Source organism: Micromonospora sp. NPDC049151 (assembly GCF_040648395.1).
Taxonomy (GTDB): Bacteria; Actinomycetota; Actinomycetes; order Mycobacteriales; family Micromonosporaceae; genus Micromonospora.
On the sequence record NZ_JBEZDP010000021.1, the window covers coordinates 18,527 to 41,290 of the forward strand.

Sequence of the window (22,764 nt, forward strand, 5' to 3'; positions counted from 1 at the left end):
ACGCGATGTTCGAATACGCACCCGCCCCCGAGTCCCGCTCGGTGGTGGACATCAAGCCCTCGTACGGGCTCTTCGTCGACGGCGCGTTCGTCGACCCGGCCTCCGGCGGCAGTTTCAAGTCGGTGAACCCGGCCTCCGAGGAGGTGCTGGCCGAGATCGCCGAGGCCGGCGCCGAGGACGTGGACCGCGCGGTCCGCGCCGCGCGCAGCGCGTACGAGAAGGTCTGGGGTCCGATGCCGGGCCGGGACCGGGCCAAGTACCTGTTCCGGATCGCCCGGATCATCCAGGAGCGCTCGCGCGAGCTGGCCGTGCTGGAGTCGCTGGACAACGGCAAGCCGATCAAGGAGTCCCGCGACGTCGACCTGCCGCTTGTCGCCGCGCACTTCTTCTACTACGCGGGCTGGGCGGACAAGCTCCCCCACGCGGGCTTCGGGCCGGAACCGAAGCCGCTCGGCGTGGCCGCGCAGGTCATCCCGTGGAACTTCCCGCTGCTCATGCTGGCGTGGAAGATCGCCCCGGCGCTCGCCGCCGGCAACACCGTGGTACTCAAGCCGGCCGAGACCACCCCGCTGACCGCGCTGCTGTTCGCCGAGATCTGCCAGCAGGCCGACCTGCCCGCCGGCGTCGTGAACATCGTCACCGGCGCCGGTGACACCGGCCGGGCGCTGGTCGAGCACCAGGGCGTGGACAAGGTGGCGTTCACCGGCTCCACCGAGGTCGGCCGCGCCATCGCCCGCGCGGTGGCCGGCACCCGCAAGAAGCTCACGCTGGAGCTGGGCGGCAAGGCCGCCAACATCGTCTTCGACGACGCCCCGATCGACCAGGCCGTCGAGGGCATCGTCAACGGCATCTTCTTCAACCAGGGGCACGTCTGCTGCGCCGGTTCCCGGCTGCTGGTCCAGGAGTCGGTGGCCGACCGGGTGCTGGAGTCGCTCAAGCGCCGGATGGCCCAGCTGCGGGTCGGCGACCCGCTGGACAAGAACACCGACGTGGGCGCGATCAACTCGGCCGCGCAGCTCGCCCGCATCCGGGAGCTGTCCGACGCCGGGTCCGCCGAGGGCGCGGAGCGCTGGTCGCCGCCGTGCGAGCTGCCCGAGCGCGGCTTCTGGTTCGCGCCGACCATCTTCACGGGAGTCACCCAGGCGCACCGGATCGCCCGCGAGGAGATCTTCGGCCCGGTGCTGTCCGTGCTCACCTTCCGCACCCCGGCGGAGGCCGTCGAGAAGGCGAACAACACGCCGTACGGGCTGTCGGCCGGGATCTGGACCGACAAGGGTTCCCGGATCCTGTGGGTGGCCGACCGGCTGCGCGCGGGCGTGGTGTGGGCCAACACGTTCAACAAGTTCGACCCGACGTCGCCGTTCGGCGGCTACAAGGAGTCGGGCTACGGTCGCGAGGGCGGCCGGCACGGGCTGGAGGGGTACCTCAGTGTCTGAGCGGGTCGCGGTACGCAAGACGTACAAGCTCTTCATCGGCGGGAAGTTCCCGCGCAGCGAGTCGGGACGGTCGTATCTCGTGCAATCCGCGAACGTGTCTCTTGCCTCCCGGAAGGACGCGCGGGACGCGGTTGTGGCCGCCCGCGCCGCGGTGAAGGGCTGGGCCGGGGCGACCGCGTACAACAGGGGTCAGATCCTCTACCGGGTCGCCGAGATGCTTGAGGGCCGGCGCGAGCAGTTCGTCGCCCTGGGCGTCCCGGCCGACGAGGTGGACGCGGCGATCGACCGCTGGGTCTGGTACGCCGGGTGGTCCGACAAGCTGCCCCAGGTGTACGGCGGCGCGAACCCGGTGGCCGGGCCGTACTTCAACCTGTCCGCGCCGGAGCCGACGGGCGTGGTCGCGGTGGTGGCCCCCGAGGAGCCCGCGCTGCTCGGCCTGGTGAGCGTGATCGCCCCGGCGATCGTCACCGGCAACACGGTGGTGGTGGCCGCCTCCCCGGCGGCGCCGCTGGCGGCGGTGACGCTGGCCGAGGTGCTCGCCACCTCCGACCTGCCCGGCGGGGTGGTGAACATCCTCACCGGCCGGCTGACCGAGACCGTGCCGACGCTCGCCGCGCACATGGACGTGAACGCGATCGACCTGACCGGCGTCGCCGACGCCGAGCTGGCGGCCGACCTGGAGGTCAGGGCGGCGGAGAACCTGAAGCGGGTGCTGCGGCCGGCGCCGGCCGGCCACGACTGGTACGCCGACCCCGGCGTCACCCGGATGACCACGCTGCTGGAGACCAAGACGGTCTGGCACCCGAAGGGCGTCTGACCGCACGCCGGGGGTCGGAAGGGATCTACTACCGGGGGTAGGATTGCCGGGTGACTCGGCTGGGGGACCTTGAGCGTGCGGTGATGGACGTGCTGTGGGACGCGGCACCCGCCTCGTCGGGCGGCGTGACGGTGCGCGAGGTCGCCGACGCCCTGGACGGCCGCGAACTCGCCTACACGACTGTGATGACAGTGCTCGACCGGCTCGCCGGCAAGGGCATGGTGCAGCGTGAGCGGGAGGGTCGCGCCTGGCGCTACCGTCCCGCCGCCACCCGCGAGGCACACATCGCCCAGCTCATGCTCGAAGCCCTCGACCTCGGCGGCAGCCGGGACGCCGCGCTGGTGCGCTTCGCCCGCTCGGTGACCGGCACGGAGGCGGACGTCCTCCGCGCCGCGCTCAGCGCCGAGGCCGGAGCGACCGGCCCCGCGACCGTCGAGGACGGACCGGTCGGCCGGGTCGAGGATCCCCGGCCCGGCCGGCCGGCGCTCGACGAGGCGACGGACCGGTAGGGCGGCTGCCGTGGCGTACGCCCTGCACTTCGCCGCGATCATCCTGGCCTGCTGGCTGACCGCGCAGGTCCTCGCCGTCGCGCGCTGGACCTGGCGGGCGCCCCGGGTGGCGATCGTCTGCTGGCAGGCGGTCGGGCTGGCGCTCGGCCTGTCGGCCATGGGGCTGCCGATGGCGCTGGGGCTCGACGCGTACGACCGGGCGACCGCGTGGGCGCTGCTGGCGCTGGCCGACGACCTGGCCCACGGCACGCTGCCGGCCGGGGTGGGCGCGGTGCACCTCAGCCTGGTGGGCGTCGGTCTCGGCATCGGCGTGGTGCTGCTCACCACGACGGTACGCAGCCTGCACGGCGCGGTACGCGCCCAGCGCCGGCACCGGGAGCTGCTGCACCTGGTGGCCCGGCACGACCCGACGGTGCCGGGCGCGCTGGTGCTCGACCACCCGAGCGCGGCGGCGTACTGCCTGCCGGGGGTGCGGCCCCGGGTGGTGGTGAGCGCGGGAACGCTCGATCTGCTCGATCCGGCCGAGCTGGCGGCGGTGCTCACCCACGAGCGGGCACACGCCCAGGAGCGGCACGACCTGGTGCTGCTGCCGTTCACCGCGCTGTGCCGGGCGCTGCCCTGGTTCCAGTGGGTGCGGGACGCGCACGCGCGGGTGGCGCTGCTGGTCGAGATGCGCGCCGACGACAAGGCCCGGGAACTGCACGCGGACGCGCCGCTCGCCGGGGCGCTGCGCCGGTTCGCCGCCGCCGAGCACCGGGTGCAGCCGGCCGGCACGCTCGGACTCGGCGACCGCGACCTGGACGTACGCGTGCAGCGGCTGCTCGACGCGGACCGCCCGCCGCGGGTGCTCGGCGCGATGGCGCTGGCGGTCGCGGGCACGCTCGTCTCCCTGCCGTTCGCCCTGTTCCTGAGCTGACCCCGACCCCTACGGGACTTCTCCGGGTTCGCGCACCTCTATAGGTAGCGATGCTACGTGTAGCTTGGCTACGACAAGAGAGCCAACCCATGGGAGGACGACAGTGGACCCGCTGCTCCTCGCCCGCCTCCAGTTCGCCACCACCACCTCGATCCACTTCCTGTTCGTGGCGGTCACGCTCGGCCTGGTCACGCTCCTGGTCGGGTTGCAGACGGCCGGCTACCTGACCGGCAAGCCGGTGTACGAGCGGCTGACCCGGTTCTGGGGCCAGCTCTACGTGATCAACTACGTGCTGGGCATCGCCACCGGCATCGTGATGGAGTTCCAGTTCGGGCTGAACTGGAGCGGGCTGTCGCGCTACGTCGGCAACGTGTTCGGCGCGCCGCTGGCCATCGAGACGCTCGTGGCGTTCTTCCTGGAGTCCACGTTCCTCGGCATGTGGATCTTCGGGTGGCACCGGCTGCGGCGCGGCGTGCACCTGGCGCTGCTCTGGGGCGTGGCGATCACCGCGTACGCCTCGGCCTTCTGGATCATGGTGGCGAACGCCTGGCTCCAGAACCCGGTCGGGTACGAGGTCCGCGACGGCGTCGCCCACCTCACCGACTTCGGCGCGCTGCTCACCAACCCCACGTTCGGCATGGCGTTCGGCCACGTCATCTCGGCGAGCCTGGTCACCGGCGGCATGCTGATGGCCGCGGTGAGCGCCTGGCACCTGCTGCGGCGCACCAGCGACTACGCGCTCTTCCGCACCTCGCTGCGGCTCGGCCTGGTCACCGCGGCGCTGGCGGTCAGCATGCTCCAGGGCTTCGGCTTCGCCCAGTTCGGTCCGGTCGCGCAGCTCCAGCCGACCAAGTTCGGCGGCGGGCCGGACCGGGACGCGCTCGTCGCCGACTGGACCGCGCGGTTCGGCCCCGGCGACTGGGAACCGCCGGTGTTGTCGAACGTCGGTCTCGGCTTCATGATCCTGATCGGCTTCACGCTCAGTGCCCTCTGGCTCCTGCTGCCGCTGCTATGGCGGGACTGGATCATCCGGCTGAAGGTCCCGCTCTGGCTGATCCTGCTCGGCCTGCCGCTGCCCTTCGTGGCGATGCTGCTCGGCTGGATCGCCCGCGAGGTGGGCCGCCAGCCCTGGGCCGCGTACGGGCTGCTGCCCACCGCGCAGGCCGTCTCGCCCGTCTCACCAGGGCTGATGCTCACCTCACTGATCGGGTTCAGTCTGCTGCTCGGCGCGCTCGCGGTGACCAACTGGACGCTGCTGGCCCGGCACGCCGCCCGGGGCGCGCACGATCCCGCGCTCGGCCGCCCGCCCGCGCCCGACACCGACGCCCACCACCAGTCCGTGTTCGTCTGAGGGAGCCCGCCGTGGAACTCGCCTGGTACGCCCTGCTCGGCCTCTTCTTCGCCACCTACCTCGTGCTCGGCGGCTACGACTACGGCGTCGGCCTGCTGCTGGCCCGGCGCGGCCCGGCACCGGGGAGCCGGGCCACGCTCGCCGCGCTCGGGCCGTTCTTCCTCGGCAACGAGGTCTGGCTGGTGGCGGCCGTCGGCATCCTGTTCGGCGCGTTCCCCCGGCTGGAGGGCGAACTGCTCTCCGGCTTCTACCCGGCCGTGCTCGCCGCGCTGGCCGGTGTGGTGCTGGTGACCGCCGGGGTGCAGTTGCGCAGCCGCCCGGTCTCCGCCAGCGCCCGCGCCGCCTGGGACCGGGTGGTGGTGGCCGGCTGCGTACTCGCCGCGCTGGGCTGGGGCGCGCTGCTCGCCGGGCTGCTCCAGGGCCTGCCGGTGGGCGCGGACGGCCATGTGGTCGGTGTCGGTCATCTCGCCACCCCGTTCGTCGCCGCCGCCGCGCTGGCGCTGCTCGCGCTGGTGGCGGTGCACGGTGCGACGTTCCTCACGCTCCGGCTGCCCGCCGCCGAGGCCCCGGCGCTCGCCCGGCTGGCGAGCGGCCTGGTGCCCGCCGCACTCGTCGCGGTCGGCTCCGCCACCGTCCTGGGCCTGCTCTCCGATCGGGTACGCGCCGCGGTGGCGCGGCCGGCGGTGGCCGTACTCCTGCCGTTGGCGCTCGTGGCGGCGCTGCTGACGGCCCGCGCGGCACTGCGGCGGGGCCGGGCCCTGGTGGCCTTCGCGGCGACCGCGACGGCGCTGGCGCTGCCGGCGCCGCTGGTCGGGGCCGCGCTCTGGCCCCGGATCCTGGTCTCCACCGCCGACCCGGCGGCGTCGCTGACGGTGGCCGAGGCGGCCGCCAGCCGCCCCACGCTGGCGCTGTTGGGATGGCTCGCGCTACCGCTCCTGCCGGCCCTACTAGGCTTTCAGGCAATGTGCTGGTGGGTGTTCCGGGGACGGATCGACGGCAGGGCACCGGTGTACTGGTGAACCGCCGCCCGTTCGACCCGCGTCTGCTGCGTCGGGTCCCCGCGGCCCGGCGCGACCTCGCCGTGCTCGCGGTGCTGGGCGGGCTCACCGCGCTGCTGGTGATCGCTCAGGCCACCGCGCTGGCGACGCTGCTGGCGACGGCGTTCGACGGGCGGCTGCACCGGCCGGCGCTGGCCGGGTTCGTGGCCGCGGTGGCCGGGCGGGCGCTGGTGAGCTGGGCGCAGGGCACTGTGGCGGCGCGGGCCGCCGCCACGGTCAAGGCGGCGCTGCGTGCCGATCTGCTGGGCGCGGTCGGCCAGCACGGCCCCACCTGGGTCGCCGGGCAGCGGGCCGGGCAGCTCGCCACGCTGGCCGGGCGCGGCCTGGACGCGCTGGACCCCTACTTCACCGGCTACCTGCCGCAGCTCGTGCTGAGCGTCACGGTGCCGGTGGCGGTGCTGGCCCGGATCGTGTTCGCCGACTGGAGTTCGGCGTTGATCATCGCGCTCACCATCCCGCTCATCCCGATCTTCGGCGCGCTGCTCGGCTGGCAGGCCCAGGCCGCCACCGAACGGCAGTGGCGGCGGTTGTCGCTGCTCGGCGGGCACTTCCTCGACATGGTGGCCGGGCTGCCCACGCTGCGCGCGTTCGGCCGGTCCCGGGGTCAGGTCGACGTGGTACGCCGGATGGCCGACGGCCACCGCCAGGCCACCATGAAGACGCTCCGGATCGCGTTCCTGTCCGCGCTGGTGCTGGAGCTGGTCGCCACGCTCTCCGTGGCGCTGGTCGCGGTGCCGGTCGGCATCCGGCTGCTCGGCGGCGGCCTCACGCTCTCCACCGCGCTGCTGGTGCTGCTGCTCACGCCGGAGGCGTACCTGCCGCTGCGAGCCGCCGGCAGCCGGTTCCACGCCAGCATGGAAGGGCTCACCGCGCTGGACGAGGCGCTCACGCTCTCCGCCACCGACACCCCCGCCGCCGACGAGCCCCGCCGGCCCGCGCCGCGCGGCCGGGGCGAGATCCGCTTCGAGGACGTCACCGTCGCGTACGAACGGACCACGGCGCTGCGCGACGTCACGCTGACCATCCGGCCCGGCGACCGCGTGGCGATCATCGGGCCCAGCGGCGCCGGCAAGAGCACGCTGCTCAACCTGCTGCTCGGCTTCGTCGCACCGACCTCCGGCCGGGTCACCGTCGACGGCGTGGACCTGGCCGGGGTCGACCTCGACGCCTGGCGGCGCGAGCTGGCCTGGGTGCCGCAGCGGGCGCACCTGTTCGCCGGATCGCTCGCCGACAACATCCGCCTCGGCGCACCGGACACCCCGGATGCCGCGCTCGCCGCCGCGGTCACCGGCGCCGCGCTGGACGAGGTGGTCGACGCGCTGCCCGACGGGCTGGACACCCGCCTCGGCGAACGCGGCCACGGCCTGTCCAGCGGCCAGCGGCAACGGGTCGCGCTGGCCCGCGCGTTCCTCCGGGACGCGCCGATCGTGCTGCTCGACGAGCCGACCGCGCGGCTGGACAGCGCCAGCGAGGCGATCGTGCTGGACGCGACCCGGCGGCTGGTCACCGGGCGTACCGCGCTGCTCGTCGCGCACCGGCCCGCGCTGCTCGCCGACGCCGACCGGATCCTGCGCGTCGAGGACGGCCGGGTCACCGAACTGCACCCGACCACCACCGGCCCGGCGGTGCCCCGATGATCCCCGTCTCCCCCGCCCGCCCGGCGGTGGCCCGGTGACCGCCGCCGACGGCGTGACGCCGGTGGGCCGCGAGCCCGCCGGGCCGGCGGGTGTGCCGGTGACGCCCTCCGGCGCGCCGGAGCCGCCCGCGCCCGCCCGGCCGGGTGCCGAGCGGGCGGTGCTGCGCCTGGCCCGGCCGTACCTGCGCCGGCTGCTCGGCGCCGGACTGCTCGCCGCGGCGACCGAGTTCGCCGGTCTGGCGCTGATGGCCACCGCCACCTGGCTGCTGATGAGCGCCGCCGGCCGGCCGCCGCTGGACAGGCTGACGGTGGCCATCGTCGCGGTCCGGGCGCTGGCCGTGAGCCGGGGCGTGTTCCGGTACACCGAACGGCTCGCCGGGCACGACGCCGTCCTGCGCATGATCACCGACGTACGGGCGCGCGTCTTCGCCACGCTCGCCGCCCGGCGCGACACCGGCCGGCGTACCGGGGACGCGCTGAGCCGGCTGGTCTCCGACGTGGAGGCGGCCCAGGACCTGCTCCTGCGCGTCCTCGTGCCGGGAGCGGCGGCGGCACTGGTGAGCGTGCTCGCCGTGGGCGTCGCCGCGCTGATCTCACCGCCGGCCGCCGGTGTGCTCGCAATCGGTCTGCTGGTGGCCGGCGTGGCGCTCCCAGCGCTCGCCACCCGGATCACCCGCCGAGCCGCCGACGAGGTGGCCCCACTGCGGGGCGCGCTCGCCGTCGACGCGGTCGACCTCACCCACGGCGCCGCCGACCTGGCCGCGTTCGGTGCGACAGGCGCCGCGCTCGCCGCCGCCGGGAACCGGGGCGCCCGGCTGGCGAAGCTGGAACGCCGGCTCGCCGCGACCGGCTTCGCGGTGGACGCGCTCGGCGTCCTCGTCGGCGGCCTCACCTCCGCCGCGGTGGTGGTCGTGGCGCTGCGGGCCGGGGTCGGCGGCGTGCTGGTCGGCGTCCTCGCGGTCGGCTCGCTCGCCGCCGTGGAGGTGGCACTCGCGCTCGTCGCGGCGGCCCGCCAGCGCACCCAACTGCGGGCCGGGCTGGCCCGGGTCGCCGACCTGCTCACCGAGCCCGGTCCGGCGACGCCACCGGACGCGCCGGAGCCCACTGTCGACGGCCACGACGTGCGGTTCGCCGACGTGACGGTCCGCTACCGGGCCGGTGCCGCCCCCGCGCTGGACGGGTTCGACCTCGACCTGCCGGCCGGCCGGCGCGTGGCGGTGGTCGGGCCGAGCGGCGCCGGCAAGAGCACGCTCGCCGCGGTGCTCACCGGCGCGGTGCACCCGGCCACCGGCCGGGTCACGGCCGGCGGCGTGCCGGTGTCCGAGATCCCGGCCGAGCACCTGCCCCGGGTCGTCGGCGGCCTGCTCGCCGAGGCGTACGTCTTCCACGCCACCGTCCGGGAGAACCTGCTCCTCGGCCGTCCGGACGCCACCGAGGCGGACCTGGCAGCCGCGACCCGGGCGGCCGGCCTGCTCGACTGGGTACGCGAACAGCCCGACGGCTGGGACACGGTGGTCGGTGAGCAGGGCGGGCAGCTCTCCGGCGGGCAGCGGCAACGCCTCGCGCTGGCCCGGGCGTTGCTGGCCGCCCCGCCGGTGCTGGTGCTCGACGAGCCGACCGAAGGGCTCGACCCGGCGGCGGCCGACACCGTGCTGGACTCCGCACTCGCCGCCACCCCGGCCGGGCACTCGGTGCTGCTGATCAGCCACCGGCTCAGCGGCCTGGCCGGGCTGGACGAGATCGTGGTGCTCGAAGGCGGCCGGGTGGTGCAGCGCGGCCGGCACGACGAGCTGGTGGCCCGCCCCGGCTGGTACCGGGAGCAGTGGCTGCGCCAGGAGGCGGCCGAGCGCGGCTACCTGGCCGTCACGCCCTGACACCCGGCCGGTCGGGGTTTTCCCTGACGCGGGTGTCGGCCGTCGATGGCAGGCTTACCGCATGCGGGTGCATGAGGAGGCGGTGGTCGACCGCCGGCTGCACGAGTTGTCCACGCGGTTGCACGGGCCGGGCCGGCTCAAGACCGACCTGCTGACCGAGGCGCGGCACGCGCTGGAGGACGCCGTCGAGGCGTACCGGGACCGGGGCCTGCCGCCGACGGAGGCGCAGCGGCGGGCGGTCGCCGAGTTCGGCAGCGACGCCCAGCTCGTGCCGGGTTTCCAGGCCGAGCTGGCCGCCGGTGCGCTGCGCGGGCTGGCGCTGCGCACGCTCGTGGTGGCGGTGGTGCTCCTGGCCACCGGTGACCTGACCTGGCAGGGGTCGAGCTGGAGCGGCGGTCCCCCGCCGCCGGCCGCCTATCTGCTGCTCTCCGCCGCGCTGAACGTCATCTGGGGCGTGGTCGCCGCGCTCGCGCTCGCCGCTCTGCTGGCCGGTCCGCTCGTCGCCCGGTGGGGAACGGCACGGCTCGCCCACCCGGCCCGGCTGATCGGTTTCGGTCTGACCGGCAGCCTGCTGCTCGGCGCGGCCGCCGGAGGCGCGCTGTTCGGCTGGTCGCTCGGGCTGTGGGACGCCGCGCTCACCTGGCCGCCGATGATCATCGGGATGGTGGTGGTCTCGGCGGCCTGGTTCGCGCTGGCCCGGGCGGCCCGCTGCTGGGTGCTCGCCGACCGCCGGCTGGCCGGCTGAGCCGCCGGCGCTGGCCTGACCGCTCCCGGCACGGCCGGGACACTGCCGGCACGGCCGGGCGCGGTCAGGCCGGCGCCGTGGGCGGCTCGTCCGCGCCGAGGAACCGCCCGACCGTGGCGCTGAACTCGCGCCAGCCGGCCCGCTCCCCGGCCAGCGCCCGGCCACCGGCCTCGGTCAGCTCGTAGGTGCGGCGCTCCCGGCCGTTCACAGTGCTCCACGTGCTCGCCACCAGCCCGGCGCGCTCCAGCCGGCGCAGCGCCGGATAGATGGTGCCGGTGGGCAGGTCCAGCGCGCCGCCGCTGCGGGCTCGCAACGCCTCGATGATCGCGTAGCCGTGCAGCGCACCCCGTTCCAGCACCGCGAGCAGCAGCGCGTCCAGGTGTCCGTGCAGCGCCTGCGCCTTCATGTGTAGCAACGCTACTTGTCGGCCCGCCGCGACGCCATGGGGTGCACCTCCCGGCCGGAACGGTCGCCCACTAGGGTATGTGCCCAGAGTCACTCGGCGGCGCGACGCCGCCGGGTGGGCAACCCGAACGCACACGGAGGTCAGCGTGGCCCGCCAGTCGCCCCAACGGCCCGACGCCGACGAGCCCGAGCTCGACGACACCGACGCCGCCGTCGCGGCCGACGAGGCCGAGGAGGACCGTCCGCCGGCCGACCGCGCGCTCTGGGACGAGGTGCGGATCGACCCGGTGGAGATCGCCCTGCCCGCCGGCACCGGCTTCACGCTGCGGGCGTACCGGCAGGCGCGCGAGCTGACCCCGACCGACGTCGTCGAGCGCGACCAGGACGACCCGTTCCTGGCCCGCCGCCAGGTCGTCGAGACCGAGGACGACGAGGAGGTGGTGATCCTCGACGAGGAGTTCGCCGCCCTCTCCGCCGAGGAGGACGACGAGGACGAGGAGAAGGACGCCAAGTCCCGCCGCAAGGGCAAGGCCGACGCCTCGGACGACGAGGCCGCGGCCGAGGCCGACGACGAGGCCGAAGACGACGAGGACGCGGACGAGGACGAGGCGGGCGACGAGGAGGTGCCGGTCTTCCTCACCCACAAGGGCCGGCTCCTGCTGTTCAAGACCCCCGAGTCATTGGTCACTTTCATCCGTTCCGGTGCGCCGAACGACATGTCCCAGCTGGACAGCTGGAATGAACTGTCCGAACGGCTGGAGCCGGCCGACATCGCCCCGCTGGACGAGGACACCTACGAGCTCGACCTGGTGGTGGAGAACCTGCGCGGTGGCCACGACGCGTGGGACCACGAGCTGCTGATCGAAGCCGGTGAGATCGCCCGTGACCTGGCGTACGCCCTGCGGCTACCGGCGGTGCTGGACATGCTCTCCGCCGGCTCCAGCCTGGACGACCTGGACGAGGCGCTGCGCGCTTCCGTGAACGGTGGCGTCGGTGGTTTCCTGGGTCGTCGCCGGCTGAAGAAAATCGGGGCACAAACCGCAAGTCTCGGTTGGCGCACCATTGTCGGGAAGATCTCTGCGGTTGTGGACTGGCGCGACTGACCCGGAGCGGGGAGCATCAGTCTCTGGCAGTGCAAGACCTGTGTCCCGGGAGGAGGACGACGCCGTGGCGCTCGTGCGCGTGTACTGCGGTCTGGCCTCGGCAGATCCGGCCGACCGAACGGCTTCGGCCGGAACGACGCTGACGTCCGCTGTGGTCGACGACGCAGGCCGTCTGCTGCACGTCTGCGAGATCGGTGACGATCCCGCCGGTTACGCCCGGCTGGTCGCGCTGCTGGTGGAGCGGTCCGGCGGTCCGAGCGGGGCGGCCATCGCCGCCGACAGCGACGACCACATCGTCACCTCGCTGCTGAGCGCCGCCGGCCGGCCGCTGGCGATCGCCGACGACGACTCGGTCGACGACTTCGCCGAGCGCTTCGCCGACGACGACTCCCTGGAGGAGATGCAGTCCCCGCCCGCCGAGCGCCGGGCGGTCGGGCTGGCCCGCGCGCTCCAGGCCGGCGCGCTCTCCGCGGTTACCCTCCCGGCCCCGCGTGAACTCGCCGGATACACGCAGGTCCTGGCCGCGCACGCGGCGCTGGCGAGTGGCCGGCACTCCGCTGCGGTGACGCTGCGCGAGGTGCTCCGCGAGCTCTATCCGGCCGCGCTGCGGGCCTATCCGGACCCCGCCGACCGGGTCGCCCTGGCGGTGCTCGACGCGCTGCCCGAACCGGGCACGCTCACCGGCCCCGCGGCCCGTGGCGGCCGCGACGGCGGGCTGACCGCCGACGCGGTGGTCGCCCATCTGGCCGGCGAAGGGGTGGCCGACGCCGACGCCGTCTCCGACGCGGTGACCGCGCTGCGCGTCGCCATCTCCGAGACGCCCCGGCGGGCCACCGTGAACCGGACGCTCACCGCGGCCGTCGCCGAGACCGTACGGCAGGCCGTCGCCTCGGTCCGGACCTGTGACGCCGGCTGCGACGCGCTCGTCGGCGCGCTCGCCGAACGCACCGCGCCCACTCCCGCGACCGGCCGCCGGGCCGCCGCCCGACGGGGAGAGCAGGTCGACGAGCTGGCCTCGACGTCGGCGGCCGACCTTCGGCCGGTGCGCTCCCTCCAGCCCGGCCCGGCCGCCGAGCCCCACCACGGTCGTCCCGAGCCGGCCGGGGCACCCGAGCCGGCCGGCCGTCGCGGCCGTCCCGAGCCGGTCCCCGGTGGGCGGCGCAGCCGCCCGGAGCCGGTGTCCGGTCCGGCCGCCACGACGACACCCCGGCCGCTCGGCCCGCCACCTGTCGCGCCCGCACCGGTGACGCCGCCGCCCGTCGCCCCGGCCCCGGTCACGCCCGTCGCTCCGGCGGCCGCACTGGGCCGGCCGGCGTCTGCTCCCCCGGCACGGCCCGAGCCGACCGGCGTGCCACTGCCGTCGCGGGTGGACGGCCCCACCAACCGGCCGGTCTCCGCGCCGCCCCCGCCGCCGCCGGGCATCACGCCGATCGCGCCCTCCCCGCGTGGCGCCGTCCCGCCGGCCGAGGCCGGCGAGCCGTTCCGCCCGACGCTCACCACCGCGGCGATCAACAAGGCCCGGGCCGAGCGGCAGCGCACCGTCATCCCGCCCCGGCCCAAGACCAACCAGCACCAGGAACCGCCGACCGGTGGGTTCAGCGCCACCGACCTGAGCATCCCGGTGCCGGCCCCGCGCCCGCCCGCGCCGGAGGCGGCTCCGCCGGGTTCCCGGGCGAACTGGCCGCTCGTGAACAACGAGGACGACGCCGCGCGGGAGCGGGAGGGCACCACCTACCCGTACGGGCGGGGCGTGGACGCGCCGAGCGACCCGGGCCGCGTCACGCCGCCGTGGCTCGCCGACGACCTGCCGCAGGAGCCGCCGATGCTGCGGCTGGTGGAGCCGCCGCCGCTCGCCGACCGCGCGTTGCGCGACGAGATGAGCCCCGGTCTGGAGACGCCCCCGCTGCGTCTGGTCGACCAGGGCGACCCGGGCCGGGTCCCGCTGCCCGCCGCACCCGAGCGGCGTCCCGCGCCGAAGGAGCACCGGCCGCCGCCGGTCTCCGACGAGGGTGACGGCGATCTGCTGATCTTCGCGCAGGCCAAGTCCGCCTGGTTCGTCGGGCACGGCGACGAGGCCGACCTGGACTGGTCGACCACCGCCGACACCGGCTGGCAGGCGGCCGAGCAGGCGGCCCGCCCGGCCGTCGGCGCGGAGACCAAGGCCGGTCTGCCCAAGCGCGTACCGCAGGCCAACCTGGTGCCGGGTTCCCCGCTGCGCGAGGAGCGTCCACTGCGCATCGTCCGGAACGCGGCGAGCCTCGCCGAGAACACCACCGGCTACTTCCGGGGGTGGCGGCGCGGTCAGGAGATCGGCGGCTTCGCCGTGGGCGGCCGTCCGGGCCGTGAGGCGGCCGGGGGCTGGGACTTCACCCGCGACACCGGTGACCGCGACGACGACCGGGAATACGAGTACCGTTCGGCGGGCTACCGCTCCTGACCCGGGCTCGCCGGGTGTTTCATCCCACACCGGGGCGATTTGACGCTGGGCTGGACCGGCCGGGAACATACCCGGCGGACCAGCGGCGGCGCCTGTTCGCCGGGGTGGGAAGGCGATTCCATTGGCGACACCGGCGTTCGACTCCACTGTGCTCACCCGGCGGGGTGTCCTCGCCGCCGCGGCCGGGAGCCTGCTGCTCGCCGGTTGCGCGCCGCAGGGCCAGCGGCCGGACGACGGCCCGTCCAGCAGCGCGCCGGCCGACCAGGACCTGATCGTCGGGGCGAGTCTCGAGCTGACCGGCGCGGGGGCGCTGCTCGGTGCCGCCCAGCGGCAGGCCCTGCAACTCACCGCCGACTCGCTGAACCGCGCCGGCGTACCGGTCGGGAACCTGGTCCGATCGGTCCGGCTGCAGATCCTGGACAACGGCAGCAATCCCGAGGTCGCCGCGCGCCATGCCGCCGATCTGACCCGGGTCGGCGCCCAGGCGCTGATCGGCGGTGTGCTCGGCGAGACCTCAATGGCCCTCGCGGCGGCCGCCCAGCGGGTCAAGACGCCCTTCCTGTCACTCGGCTACGGTGACCGCATCGTGCAGCCGCTGGACGAACGCACGTTCACCTACAAGCTCACCCCGGACGCCGTGGACATGGCCGGGCGCCTGGTGGAGCTGTTCGAGTCCAAGAAGATCCGGCGGGTGTCGGTGCTCGCCGCCGACGGGATGCACGGCGACTCGGGTGTGCGGGCGATGCGGGAGGCGCTCGCCGACAGCACCACCGACCTGGTCCGCACGGTACGCCTGCCGGCGACCGGTCGGCGCTTCCGTGCCGCCGCCGAGCGCGTCGCCGGGGGCCAGCGGGACGGCGTGGTGGTCTGGGGTACCGCGCCCGACTCCGGAGTCGCCGCGCGGGAGCTGCGTGCCGCCGGCCACCGCGGGCCGATCTTCTTCGACGCCGGGGCGGTCGCCGACGACACCGTGCAGGGTGCCAACGCCGCCGCCGTGGAGGGCGCGTACGCGGTGCACCCGGCCTGCCTGGACGTCTCCGCGGCCACCGCCACCACGACGGCGCAGCTGGCCCGCCGGGACTTCGTCAACCGCTACACGCAGCGCCACGGCGTCAGCCCGGACTTCGCCCCGTACGCCTCGGACGCGCTCCAGCTCCTCGCCACGTCGGCGCGGATGGCGACGAGCCTGGACCGGGGCCGGCTGCGTGCCCTACTCCAGGCGCAGACCGTCGAGGGCATCGCCGGCGGGTACGCGTTCAGCGCCGACCGGCACGGCGGCATGGAGCCCGACTCGCTCGCCGTGTACCAGGTGTTCCGGGGCACCTGGACCCGGTACGCCTGACCGCAGACGCCACCCGGCGACCGTCCTGCCTGGAGGGTCACCGGGTGATCGCTTACCGTGTCCGTCCCCAGACGCCAGGAAGCGCCCGGTGGCCTCAGGCCGCCGGGCGCTTCCGCGCGTCGGTCAGGCGGGCGCGACGGCCCGCGAGCGCCGCATGGTGAGCACGTACTCGACCAGCGAGATCAGCACGTGCTTCGTGGACTCCCGGTTACGGGCGTCGCACGGCACCACCGGCACGTCGCGGGAGATCGCCAGCGCGTCCCGGACGTCCTGCGGATCGTGGTACTGCATGCCGTCGAAGCAGTTGATGGCCACCAGGTACGGCAGCCGCCGGTGCTCGAAGAAGTCGATGGCGGCGAAGCAGTCGGCGAGCCGCCGGGTGTCGACCAGCACCACAGCGCCGATCGCACCACGGACCAACTCGTCCCACATGAACCAGAACCGCGTCTGACCCGGCGTACCGAAGAGGTACAGGATCAGGTCACGGTCGATCGAGATACGACCGAAGTCCATCGCCACCGTGGTCGTCGTCTTGCCCGGCACCTGCCGGGTGTCGTCGACGCCGACACCGGCGGAGGTCATGATCGCTTCGGTGGTCAGCGGCGTGATCTCCGAGACCGAGCCGACCAGCGTCGTCTTGCCGACGCCGAACCCACCGGCGATAACGATCTTCGCCGACGTCACGCGGCCGCTCTGGGCCGGCGGCCGGTGCGACATGTCAGAGCCTGCGAAGTCCACTCAGCACCCTCTCCAGCAGTTCAGTGCCCACCGCGTCGTCGGAGTCGTCCAAAATGGTCGGCTCGTGGACCGCGACCAGGCCGTCCGTCGCCATGTCGGCGATGAGCACCCGGGCCACGCCGAGCGGAAGCTGCATCCGCGCCGCGATCTCGGCGAGCGACTGCACACGTCCGTCACACAACGCGGCGATGTACTGGTGTTCACGACCGTGGCCACCATTGCCAGTGGCAACCGCTCGGCCGCGCACCGTCGTCTCGACGAGCGCCTCCAGGGCGATGTCGAGCCGGGGACGGGTACGACCGCGGGTAACGGCGTACGGCCGGACCAACGCTCCGGTCGGCTCGTCACGATCCGCCATTTCGCCGCTCACCTCCCTCGTACCCGGCACCGGCTCGCCCCGGTGGCATCCGTCGCTGTATTTGTCGTTCCCGCACCTGACCCACCGGCCAGCGCGTCATTCAGCCCATCATCCCCACAGCCGTTCGCGGCTGCGGCGTCAGGGCATCGCCCACCCGGTCCACGAGCAGGGCCATCTCGTACCCGACCTGACCCACGTCGCAGCTCCGCGCCGCCAGCACCGCGAACGACGAGCCGTCCGAGATGGACATCAGGAACAGGAAACCGTTGTCCATCTCGACGACTGTCTGCAACACCGCCCCGCCCTCGAAGCAGCGGGCCGCGCCCTGGGTCAGGCTGACCAGACCGGACGCGATCGCGGCGAGCTGGTCGGCGCGGTCCCGCGGAAGGTCACGGGACGAGGCGAGAAGCAGGCCGTCGGCCGACACCGCGACCGCGTGCGCCACACCGGGCACCCGGTCGGCGAAGTTGGCGAGCAGCCATCCGAGATCCTGCGTAGTAGTCATCCTTGTTGCTCCTTCTGCCCGCTCCCGGCCGCCGGGCCTGAGTCAGACTGCGAGGACTGCTGCCCGCCCGGAGTGCCCTCCGGGCCGGTCGTGTTGCTGTCGGTGTTACGCCCGCGCTGCACGCCTCGATGGTAGGCCGAGAGCAGGCCCCGGACTCCCTCCGGCGTCCGTCGCTGCACCGACGCGGAGGGCTTCTCGATGCTGCCCGGCACGAGCTGCGCCATCGGCTTCCGCTTCGGCAGACCCTTCTGGGTGGTCTCCGCGACCGGCACCTCGGTGGCCGCCGAGGCGGCCCGCCAGCCGTCGTCGGCGGCGGTCTGCCACGGTGAGGACTGCGGTGACGCGGCCGGCTGCCGGGTGGGCAACCCCCCGGTGTACGCCGGACGGGTGTTCCCGTTCGCCGCGCCGTTGTCACGCGGTGCTCCGCCGGCCGTCGGAGTGTGTGCCATCGGTGTGTTACCTGTCGTTGCTGGTGTCGTCTGCGGCACGGGCCGGCCGGCTGTGTCCACCTTGGCGAACTGCTGGGTGGCGGCGGCGCCACCGTTCGTCGCCGGGGCCGGGGCCGCCGCCTCCTCGTTGGGCCCGGGCCGGCGGGTACGGAACCACGCCGACTCCAGCTCCCGGAAGATCGGCAGCTCCATCGTCTCGTCCGCGTACCGCTGGCGGTTGCCCGGCTGCTGCGGCGCGGCCGGGCGCGACACCGGCGCCGCGGGGGTGGCCGGGCGGCCCGCCGCCGGTGCGGCGGCCTGCTGGCCAGCCGCCGGCTGCGGGTTGGCGGGCATCTCCGTGCGCGGCACCCGGGGCAGCTCGGTGGTCATGTCCATGCCACTGGCGGGCCGTTCCGGCACCGGCGGAGCCGGCGTCGGCGCGACCGGGGGCCAGACCGGCGGGGCGCTGACACCCGGGGCGGGCATCGGGCGCGTCGGCAACTGGTTCGCCGGCGGCGCGGAGGCCGGGTGACCCGAGGTGGGCTGCCCGGAGACCGGGGCGGCCGACGCGGGGTGCCCGGAGACCGGCGCCGCCGAGACCGGGCGGTACGGCAGCGGGTCACCGGAGACCGGCGCCGCGGACACCGGACGGCCCGAGAACGGGTCGCCGGAGACCGGGGCGGCCGAGACCGGGCGGTACGGCATCGGGTTGCCGGAGACCGGCACGCCGGAGACCGGCGGCAGCGGCGGCGCCGACACCGGCGGGACGGGCGGCGCGGAGACCGGCGGCGGGCTGTAGGGCCGCGCCTCCGGGCTGCTCGGGAGCTGACGCGGGATCGCCGGCTGCTGGCCGGTGCTGCCCGGATCGCCGTCGGCCGGGTTGCGCCGCTGCGGCAGCGGGTCCATCGACTGGCCGTTTGCGGGCCGGGGACCGAAGCCACCGTCCCCGCCGGCCGGGTTGGCGCCGGTCAGGTCGGACCAGGCCGGCATGGCCCGGCCGCCGCCGGCGGCGTTCGCCGGGGTGCCCGCGCCGTTGCGCGGCGCCGGGTCGAAGGCGCGTCCGCCGAGCGTGACCTGGTTGCCCGAGGAGCCCGGGTGCGCCGCGGGCGGCAGGCTCGGCGCGTTGTTGCCGAAGGCGGCCAGGGCGCCGAAGGCCGGCGCCGGGCCGTTCTGCTGCGGGCCGGCGGCCGGCAGCGCCGGTCCGGGCTGTCCGCGGCCGGCCAGGGCGCGCGGCACCAAGACCGAGGTCGGCAGCGTCACGTCGGCGACGGTGCCCCGGTCGGCGCCGGGCCGCAGCTCGACCCGGACTCCGTGCCGGGCGGCCAGCCGCGCGACCACGACCAGGCCCATCATCCGGGAGACCGCGACGTCCACCTGCGGCGGCGTGGCCAGCCGCTCGTTGAGGTCACGGATCTGCTCCGGGCTGATGCCGATGCCCCGGTCCTCCACGTAGAGGGAGGCGCGGTCGCCGACCCGCCGGGCCTCCACCATGACCTGGGAGTCCGGCGGGGAGAAGGCGGTGGCGTTGTCGAACAGCTCGGCGACCAGGTGCACCAGGTCGTTGACAGCGTGCGCGGCGACCTCGATGTCCCGGTCGATCACGCCGAACTCGATCCGGGTGTAGTGCTCGACCTCGGACTGGGCGGCGCGGAGCACGTCGATCAGGGCGGCGGGCTCGCGCTGCACGCGGGTGGAGTCCGCTCCGGCGAGGACCAGCAGGTTCTCGTCGTTGCGGCGCATCCGGGTGGCCAGGTGGTCGAGCTGGAACAGCTCGGCCAGCCGGTCCGGGTCCTCCTCGCCGCGCTCCAGCCGGTCGAGGTGGCCGATCAGCCGGTCGACCAGGATCTGCGAGCGGCGGGCCAGGTTGACGAACATGGTCGCGACCGAGGCCCGCAGGGCGGCCTGCTCGGCGGCGGTACGGACGGCCTCCAGGTGGACGGCGTTGAACGCCTCGGTCACCTGGCCGAACTCGTCCTTGCTGCGCACCGGCAGCGGCTCGGCGATCTGGTTGGCCAGTTGGACCGGGGAGAGCTGGCCGGTCACCTGCGGATCCCGCAGCCGGGCGACCGCCTGTGGCAGCCCGTACTGGGCCACCGCCAGGGCGCCCTGGCGCAGGTCGCGCAGCGAGCGGGCCATCGACCGGGCCACCAGGTAGGCGAAGAGGATGGCCAGCAGCAGCATGGTGAGCAGCAGGCCGGTCTCCAGGAACACCTGGCGCTGGGTGTCCGAGCGCAGCGCGTCGGCCTGCCGGACCACGTTGCCGTCGAGCCGGGCCTCCACGGTCCGGATCAGCTTGGCGTTGGCGACCATGGTCTGGTCCCACTGGTCCGACCCGAACGGGGCGTTCTCCATCGAGCCGTTGTTGTTGCCGGAGATGAAACTGGTGAAGCGGTCGGCCTTGCGCAGGTCGGGCCCGGAGACGGTCTGCTCGTAGAACAGCTTGTCGGGCTCGGTGGCGACGGCCTGGAAGGTGGCCAGCGACTGCGACTGGCCGGTGCCGCTGGCGATGAACTGCTCGCGCAGCGCGGCGGTGTACTGGTTCTGGGTGAGCGCCTGGTGGACGACGACCCGGCGCTGGGTCAGGTATTCCTTCTGGCGGGCCACGGCGGCCGACGCGCGCATCCGGTCACTCAGGTCGTTGTTGCCGGCGAGCTGGGTGGCCGAGTCGCGGATGGTCAGCAGGTCCTCGATGAGCTGGCGGTACGCCTGATCGGCATCGTTGATCTTGAGCTTGCCGTTCAGCACCTGGCTGCGCGTCGCCGGCAGGTCCTTCAGCTGGGTGTCGATCGTGTCCAGCAGCCCGACGAAGTTGCGGGGCAGGTCGTCGATCTCGCCACGCTGCCGCAGGTAGGGCGACTTCGCCTGGTCCACCCGCTGGTTGGCCCGGTTGTAACCCTCCTGGTACTGCGCCCGGGTCTGGAACTCCTTGGCGCCGAGGAAGAGCACGGCGCCGACCCGCTCGTCCTGCACGGTGTCGACCAGGTCACCCGAGTAGCCGATCAGGTTGGCCAGATCCCCCGCCCGGTTGGCATTGTTGAGCGTCTCCAGGTGGTCGACCAGACCACTGGTGCCCACCACGACCGTGGCGATGGTCGGCACGATCATGATCAGACCGAGCTTGGACCAGATCGGCATGTCGCGTAGCCGGCTCATCGGCCGGCGCAGCCGCGACAGGAAGGAGCCCGCCGTCGTTGGCCGTTTGCTCACGTCACCGCCCTCGCATTACCGCGCTCCGCGCCACCCTGAGGGCAACGCCGAGCGACCGACCCGGCGGGTCGGACCTCCGAGATTCCATCACGCCGCTCCGCAAAGAGAAAGACCAGGTTGTCCCTCGCCGGAGGTGTGATGAGATGTTGATGCAATTTGATAGCAATCCGTCTGGCCGGAGTCACTGAAGGTAATGAATCACCCGCACCGCGTCGTCTTGCTAGCCGGCCCCTCCGGGTCGGGAAAGTCATACATAGCCCAGCGAACCGGACTTCCGGTGCTCTGCCTGGACGACTTCTACAAGGACGGCGATGACCCTACGTGTCCACGTCGAAACGGACAGGTGGATTGGGAGTCCCCACTGTCCTGGGATGCGGACACAGCGGTGCAAACAATCACCCGACTGGCCCGTGAGGGCAAGGCCGAAGTGCCGGTTTATGCGATCGGCGCGGACCGCCGGGTAGCCACCCGGCCATTCGATGTCGACGGATCGCCAATCTTCGTCGCCGAGGGGATCTTCGCGGCCGAGATCGTGGCCGAGTGCCGGCGACGCGGGCTGCTCGCCGGGGCGTACGCGTTGCGCCGCCCGCGTGGCGCGACGTTCCTGCGCCGCCTCGCCCGGGATCTCGCCGAACAGCGCAAGGCGCCCCGGGTGCTGCTCCGGCGCGGCGTCGCGCTGCTGCGCGCCGAACCAGCCGTGCTGCGCCGGCAGACCGGACTGGGCGCCGAGGCGGCCCGGGCCGGGCAGGTGCTGCGCGGGGTGGCCGCGCTGCTCTCCGGCCACCCCCGCCAGTCGTGATCAGCCGATCAGCTCGGCGTACGCCGGCTTGATCACCTCGTCGATGATCCGCAGCCGCTCGTCGAACGGGATGAACGCGCTCTTCATCGCGTTGATGGTGAACCACTGGAGTTCCTTCCAGCCGTAGCCGAAGGCCTCCACCAGCAGCGCCATCTCCCGCGACATCGAAGTGCCGCTCATCAGCCGGTTGTCGGTGTTCACCGTCACCCGGAACCGCAGGTCGCGCAGCAGCCCGATCGGGTGGTCGGCGATCGAGGCCGCCGCCCCGGTCTGCACGTTCGACGACGGGCACAGCTCCAGCGGGATGCGCTTGTCCCGCACGTACGCGGCCAGCCGGCCCAGCACCGGCGGGTTGCCCGGGGTGATGTCGTCGACGATGCGGACGCCGTGGCCGAGCCGGTCGGCGCCGCACCACTGGATCGCCTGCCAGATGGACGGCAGGCCGAACGCCTCACCGGCGTGGATGGTGAAGTGGAAGTTCTCCCGCTGGAGGTACTCGAACGCGTCCAGGTGCCGGGTGGGCGGGAAGCCCGCCTCGGCGCCGGCGATGTCGAAGCCGACCACCCCGGTGTCGCGGTGCCGCACGGCCAGCTCGGCGATCTCCTGCGAGCGGGCCGCGTGCCGCATCGCGGTCAGCAGGGTGCCGACCCGGATCGGGGTGCCCGCCTCGGCGGCCAGCGCGCTGCCCTCCCGGAAGCCGGTGACGACGGCGTCGACCACCTCGTCCAGGGTCAGGTTCTGCTCCAGGTGCTGCTCCGGCGCGAACCGCACCTCGGCGTAAACCACACCGTCGGCGGCCAGGTCCAGCGCGCACTCCCGGGCGACCCGGCGCAACGCGGCGGGGGTCTGCATGACCGCCACCGTGTGCGCGAACGTCTCCAGGTAGCGCTCCAGCGAGCCGGAGTTCGCCGCCTCGGTGAACCAGAGGCCGAGCGCAGCCGGGTCGGTGGTGGGCAGTTCGTGACCGACCTCGGCGGCCAGCTCCACGATCGTCGCGGGCCGCAGGCCGCCGTCGAGGTGATCGTGCAGCAGCGCCTTCGGGACCTTGACGATGTCCTCGTACGAGATTGCGACCATGCTCAGACCCTAGTCACCCCCGG

19 protein-coding genes are annotated in these 22,764 nt (G+C 74.2%); 13 read left to right on the forward strand and 6 right to left on the reverse strand.

Going from position 1 to position 22,764, the window contains the following annotated elements:
- Positions 1-5 precede the first annotated feature (5 nt).
- The 9 genes from AB0B20_RS22165 (at position 6) to AB0B20_RS22205 (ending at position 10,342) form a co-directional block, all read left to right on the forward strand.
- A complete protein-coding gene (locus AB0B20_RS22165; protein WP_357381502.1) occupies positions 6-1,436 on the forward strand; it encodes an aldehyde dehydrogenase family protein in 1,431 nt (476 codons plus the stop codon).
- Positions 1,429-2,253 carry an aldehyde dehydrogenase family protein gene (locus AB0B20_RS22170; RefSeq protein ID WP_357381500.1) on the forward strand — a complete coding sequence of 275 codons (825 nt, stop codon included), beginning with the start codon at positions 1,429-1,431 and terminating at the stop codon, positions 2,251-2,253. The genes AB0B20_RS22165 and AB0B20_RS22170 overlap by 8 nt, the downstream gene beginning before the upstream one ends.
- A 50-nt stretch (positions 2,254-2,303) precedes the next feature.
- Entirely contained in the window at positions 2,304-2,762 is a 459-nt protein-coding gene (locus AB0B20_RS22175) for a BlaI/MecI/CopY family transcriptional regulator (protein WP_357381498.1), read from the forward strand.
- A gap of 10 nt (positions 2,763-2,772) precedes the next feature.
- Complete coding sequence (locus tag AB0B20_RS22180; RefSeq protein WP_357381496.1) at positions 2,773-3,678, forward strand: M56 family metallopeptidase; 906 nt, start codon at positions 2,773-2,775, stop codon at positions 3,676-3,678.
- A 103-nt stretch (positions 3,679-3,781) separates the two neighbouring features.
- Positions 3,782-5,029: a cytochrome ubiquinol oxidase subunit I gene (locus AB0B20_RS22185; protein WP_357381494.1), complete on the forward strand. Its 1,248-nt coding sequence runs from the start codon at positions 3,782-3,784 to the stop codon at positions 5,027-5,029.
- An 11-nt stretch (positions 5,030-5,040) separates the two neighbouring features.
- On the forward strand, positions 5,041-6,048 hold the full coding sequence (locus tag AB0B20_RS22190; protein WP_357381492.1) for a cytochrome d ubiquinol oxidase subunit II: 1,008 nt from the start codon (positions 5,041-5,043) through the stop codon (positions 6,046-6,048).
- The gene (cydD, locus tag AB0B20_RS22195) at positions 6,045-7,724 is read left to right on the forward strand and encodes a thiol reductant ABC exporter subunit CydD (RefSeq protein ID WP_357381490.1); all 1,680 of its coding nucleotides are present in this window, start codon (positions 6,045-6,047) and stop codon (positions 7,722-7,724) included. The genes AB0B20_RS22190 and cydD overlap by 4 nt, the downstream gene beginning before the upstream one ends.
- Before the next feature lie 34 nt (positions 7,725-7,758).
- On the forward strand, positions 7,759-9,597 hold the full coding sequence (cydC, locus tag AB0B20_RS22200) for a thiol reductant ABC exporter subunit CydC (RefSeq protein ID WP_357473035.1): 1,839 nt from the start codon (positions 7,759-7,761) through the stop codon (positions 9,595-9,597).
- Between the two features lie 61 nt (positions 9,598-9,658).
- Positions 9,659-10,342: a permease prefix domain 1-containing protein gene (locus AB0B20_RS22205; RefSeq protein WP_357381486.1), complete on the forward strand. Its 684-nt coding sequence runs from the start codon at positions 9,659-9,661 to the stop codon at positions 10,340-10,342.
- Positions 10,343-10,406: 64 nt separating this feature from the next.
- Here AB0B20_RS22205 and AB0B20_RS22210 read toward each other — a convergent pair whose 3' ends face one another.
- Complete coding sequence (locus AB0B20_RS22210; protein ID WP_354864763.1) at positions 10,407-10,748, reverse strand: helix-turn-helix transcriptional regulator; 342 nt, start codon at positions 10,746-10,748, stop codon at positions 10,407-10,409.
- A 145-nt stretch (positions 10,749-10,893) separates the two neighbouring features.
- On the opposite strand from AB0B20_RS22210, the gene AB0B20_RS22215 reads away from it, so the two are divergent.
- The 3 genes from AB0B20_RS22215 (at position 10,894) to AB0B20_RS22225 (ending at position 15,629) form a co-directional block, all read left to right on the forward strand.
- Positions 10,894-11,850 carry a DNA primase gene (locus AB0B20_RS22215; RefSeq protein ID WP_357473038.1) on the forward strand — a complete coding sequence of 319 codons (957 nt, stop codon included), beginning with the start codon at positions 10,894-10,896 and terminating at the stop codon, positions 11,848-11,850.
- 40 nt (positions 11,851-11,890) lie between these two features.
- Positions 11,891-14,287, forward strand: coding sequence for a transposase (locus tag AB0B20_RS22220; protein ID WP_357473041.1), 2,397 nt, complete (start codon positions 11,891-11,893; stop codon positions 14,285-14,287).
- Positions 14,288-14,408: 121 nt separating this feature from the next.
- Positions 14,409-15,629, forward strand: a complete 1,221-nt coding sequence (locus tag AB0B20_RS22225; RefSeq protein ID WP_357381480.1) for an ABC transporter substrate-binding protein — start codon at positions 14,409-14,411, stop codon at positions 15,627-15,629.
- Positions 15,630-15,752: 123 nt separating this feature from the next.
- Here AB0B20_RS22225 and AB0B20_RS22230 read toward each other — a convergent pair whose 3' ends face one another.
- The 4 genes from AB0B20_RS22230 to AB0B20_RS22245 form a co-directional block, all read right to left on the reverse strand.
- Positions 15,753-16,346, reverse strand: a complete 594-nt coding sequence (locus AB0B20_RS22230; RefSeq protein WP_269702284.1) for an ATP/GTP-binding protein — start codon at positions 16,344-16,346, stop codon at positions 15,753-15,755.
- Between the two features lies 1 nt (position 16,347).
- The gene (locus tag AB0B20_RS22235; RefSeq protein ID WP_030501200.1) at positions 16,348-16,725 is read right to left on the reverse strand and encodes a DUF742 domain-containing protein; all 378 of its coding nucleotides are present in this window, start codon (positions 16,723-16,725) and stop codon (positions 16,348-16,350) included.
- A 100-nt stretch (positions 16,726-16,825) separates the two neighbouring features.
- Positions 16,826-17,230, reverse strand: coding sequence for a roadblock/LC7 domain-containing protein (locus AB0B20_RS22240; protein ID WP_013283992.1), 405 nt, complete (start codon positions 17,228-17,230; stop codon positions 16,826-16,828).
- Positions 17,227-20,865, reverse strand: coding sequence for a nitrate- and nitrite sensing domain-containing protein (locus AB0B20_RS22245; protein ID WP_357473044.1), 3,639 nt, complete (start codon positions 20,863-20,865; stop codon positions 17,227-17,229). Before AB0B20_RS22245 ends, AB0B20_RS22240 begins: the two co-directional genes overlap by 4 nt.
- Positions 20,866-21,250: 385 nt before the next feature.
- Here AB0B20_RS22245 and AB0B20_RS22250 point away from each other — a divergent pair, with 385 nt between their 5' ends.
- Positions 21,251-21,664 carry a hypothetical protein gene (locus AB0B20_RS22250; protein WP_357473046.1) on the forward strand — a complete coding sequence of 138 codons (414 nt, stop codon included), beginning with the start codon at positions 21,251-21,253 and terminating at the stop codon, positions 21,662-21,664.
- On the opposite strand, the gene AB0B20_RS22255 is transcribed toward AB0B20_RS22250, so the two are convergent.
- Positions 21,665-22,741, reverse strand: coding sequence for an adenosine deaminase (locus tag AB0B20_RS22255; RefSeq protein ID WP_357381474.1), 1,077 nt, complete (start codon positions 22,739-22,741; stop codon positions 21,665-21,667).
- Positions 22,742-22,764: the final 23 nt, after the last annotated feature.

Coding starts and splice junctions, on each gene's coding strand:
- AB0B20_RS22240 (WP_013283992.1), bottom strand. CDS start 17,230: ATGACTACTACGCAGGATCTCGGATGGCTGCTCGCCAACTTCGCCGAC.
- AB0B20_RS22165 (WP_357381502.1), top strand. CDS start 6: ATGTTCGAATACGCACCCGCCCCCGAGTCCCGCTCGGTGGTGGACATC.
- AB0B20_RS22230 (WP_269702284.1), bottom strand. CDS start 16,346: ATGTCGCACCGGCCGCCGGCCCAGAGCGGCCGCGTGACGTCGGCGAAG.
- AB0B20_RS22255 (WP_357381474.1), bottom strand. CDS start 22,741: ATGGTCGCAATCTCGTACGAGGACATCGTCAAGGTCCCGAAGGCGCTG.
- AB0B20_RS22235 (WP_030501200.1), bottom strand. CDS start 16,725: ATGGCGGATCGTGACGAGCCGACCGGAGCGTTGGTCCGGCCGTACGCC.
- AB0B20_RS22210 (WP_354864763.1), bottom strand. CDS start 10,748: ATGAAGGCGCAGGCGCTGCACGGACACCTGGACGCGCTGCTGCTCGCG.
- AB0B20_RS22205 (WP_357381486.1), top strand. CDS start 9,659: ATGCGGGTGCATGAGGAGGCGGTGGTCGACCGCCGGCTGCACGAGTTG.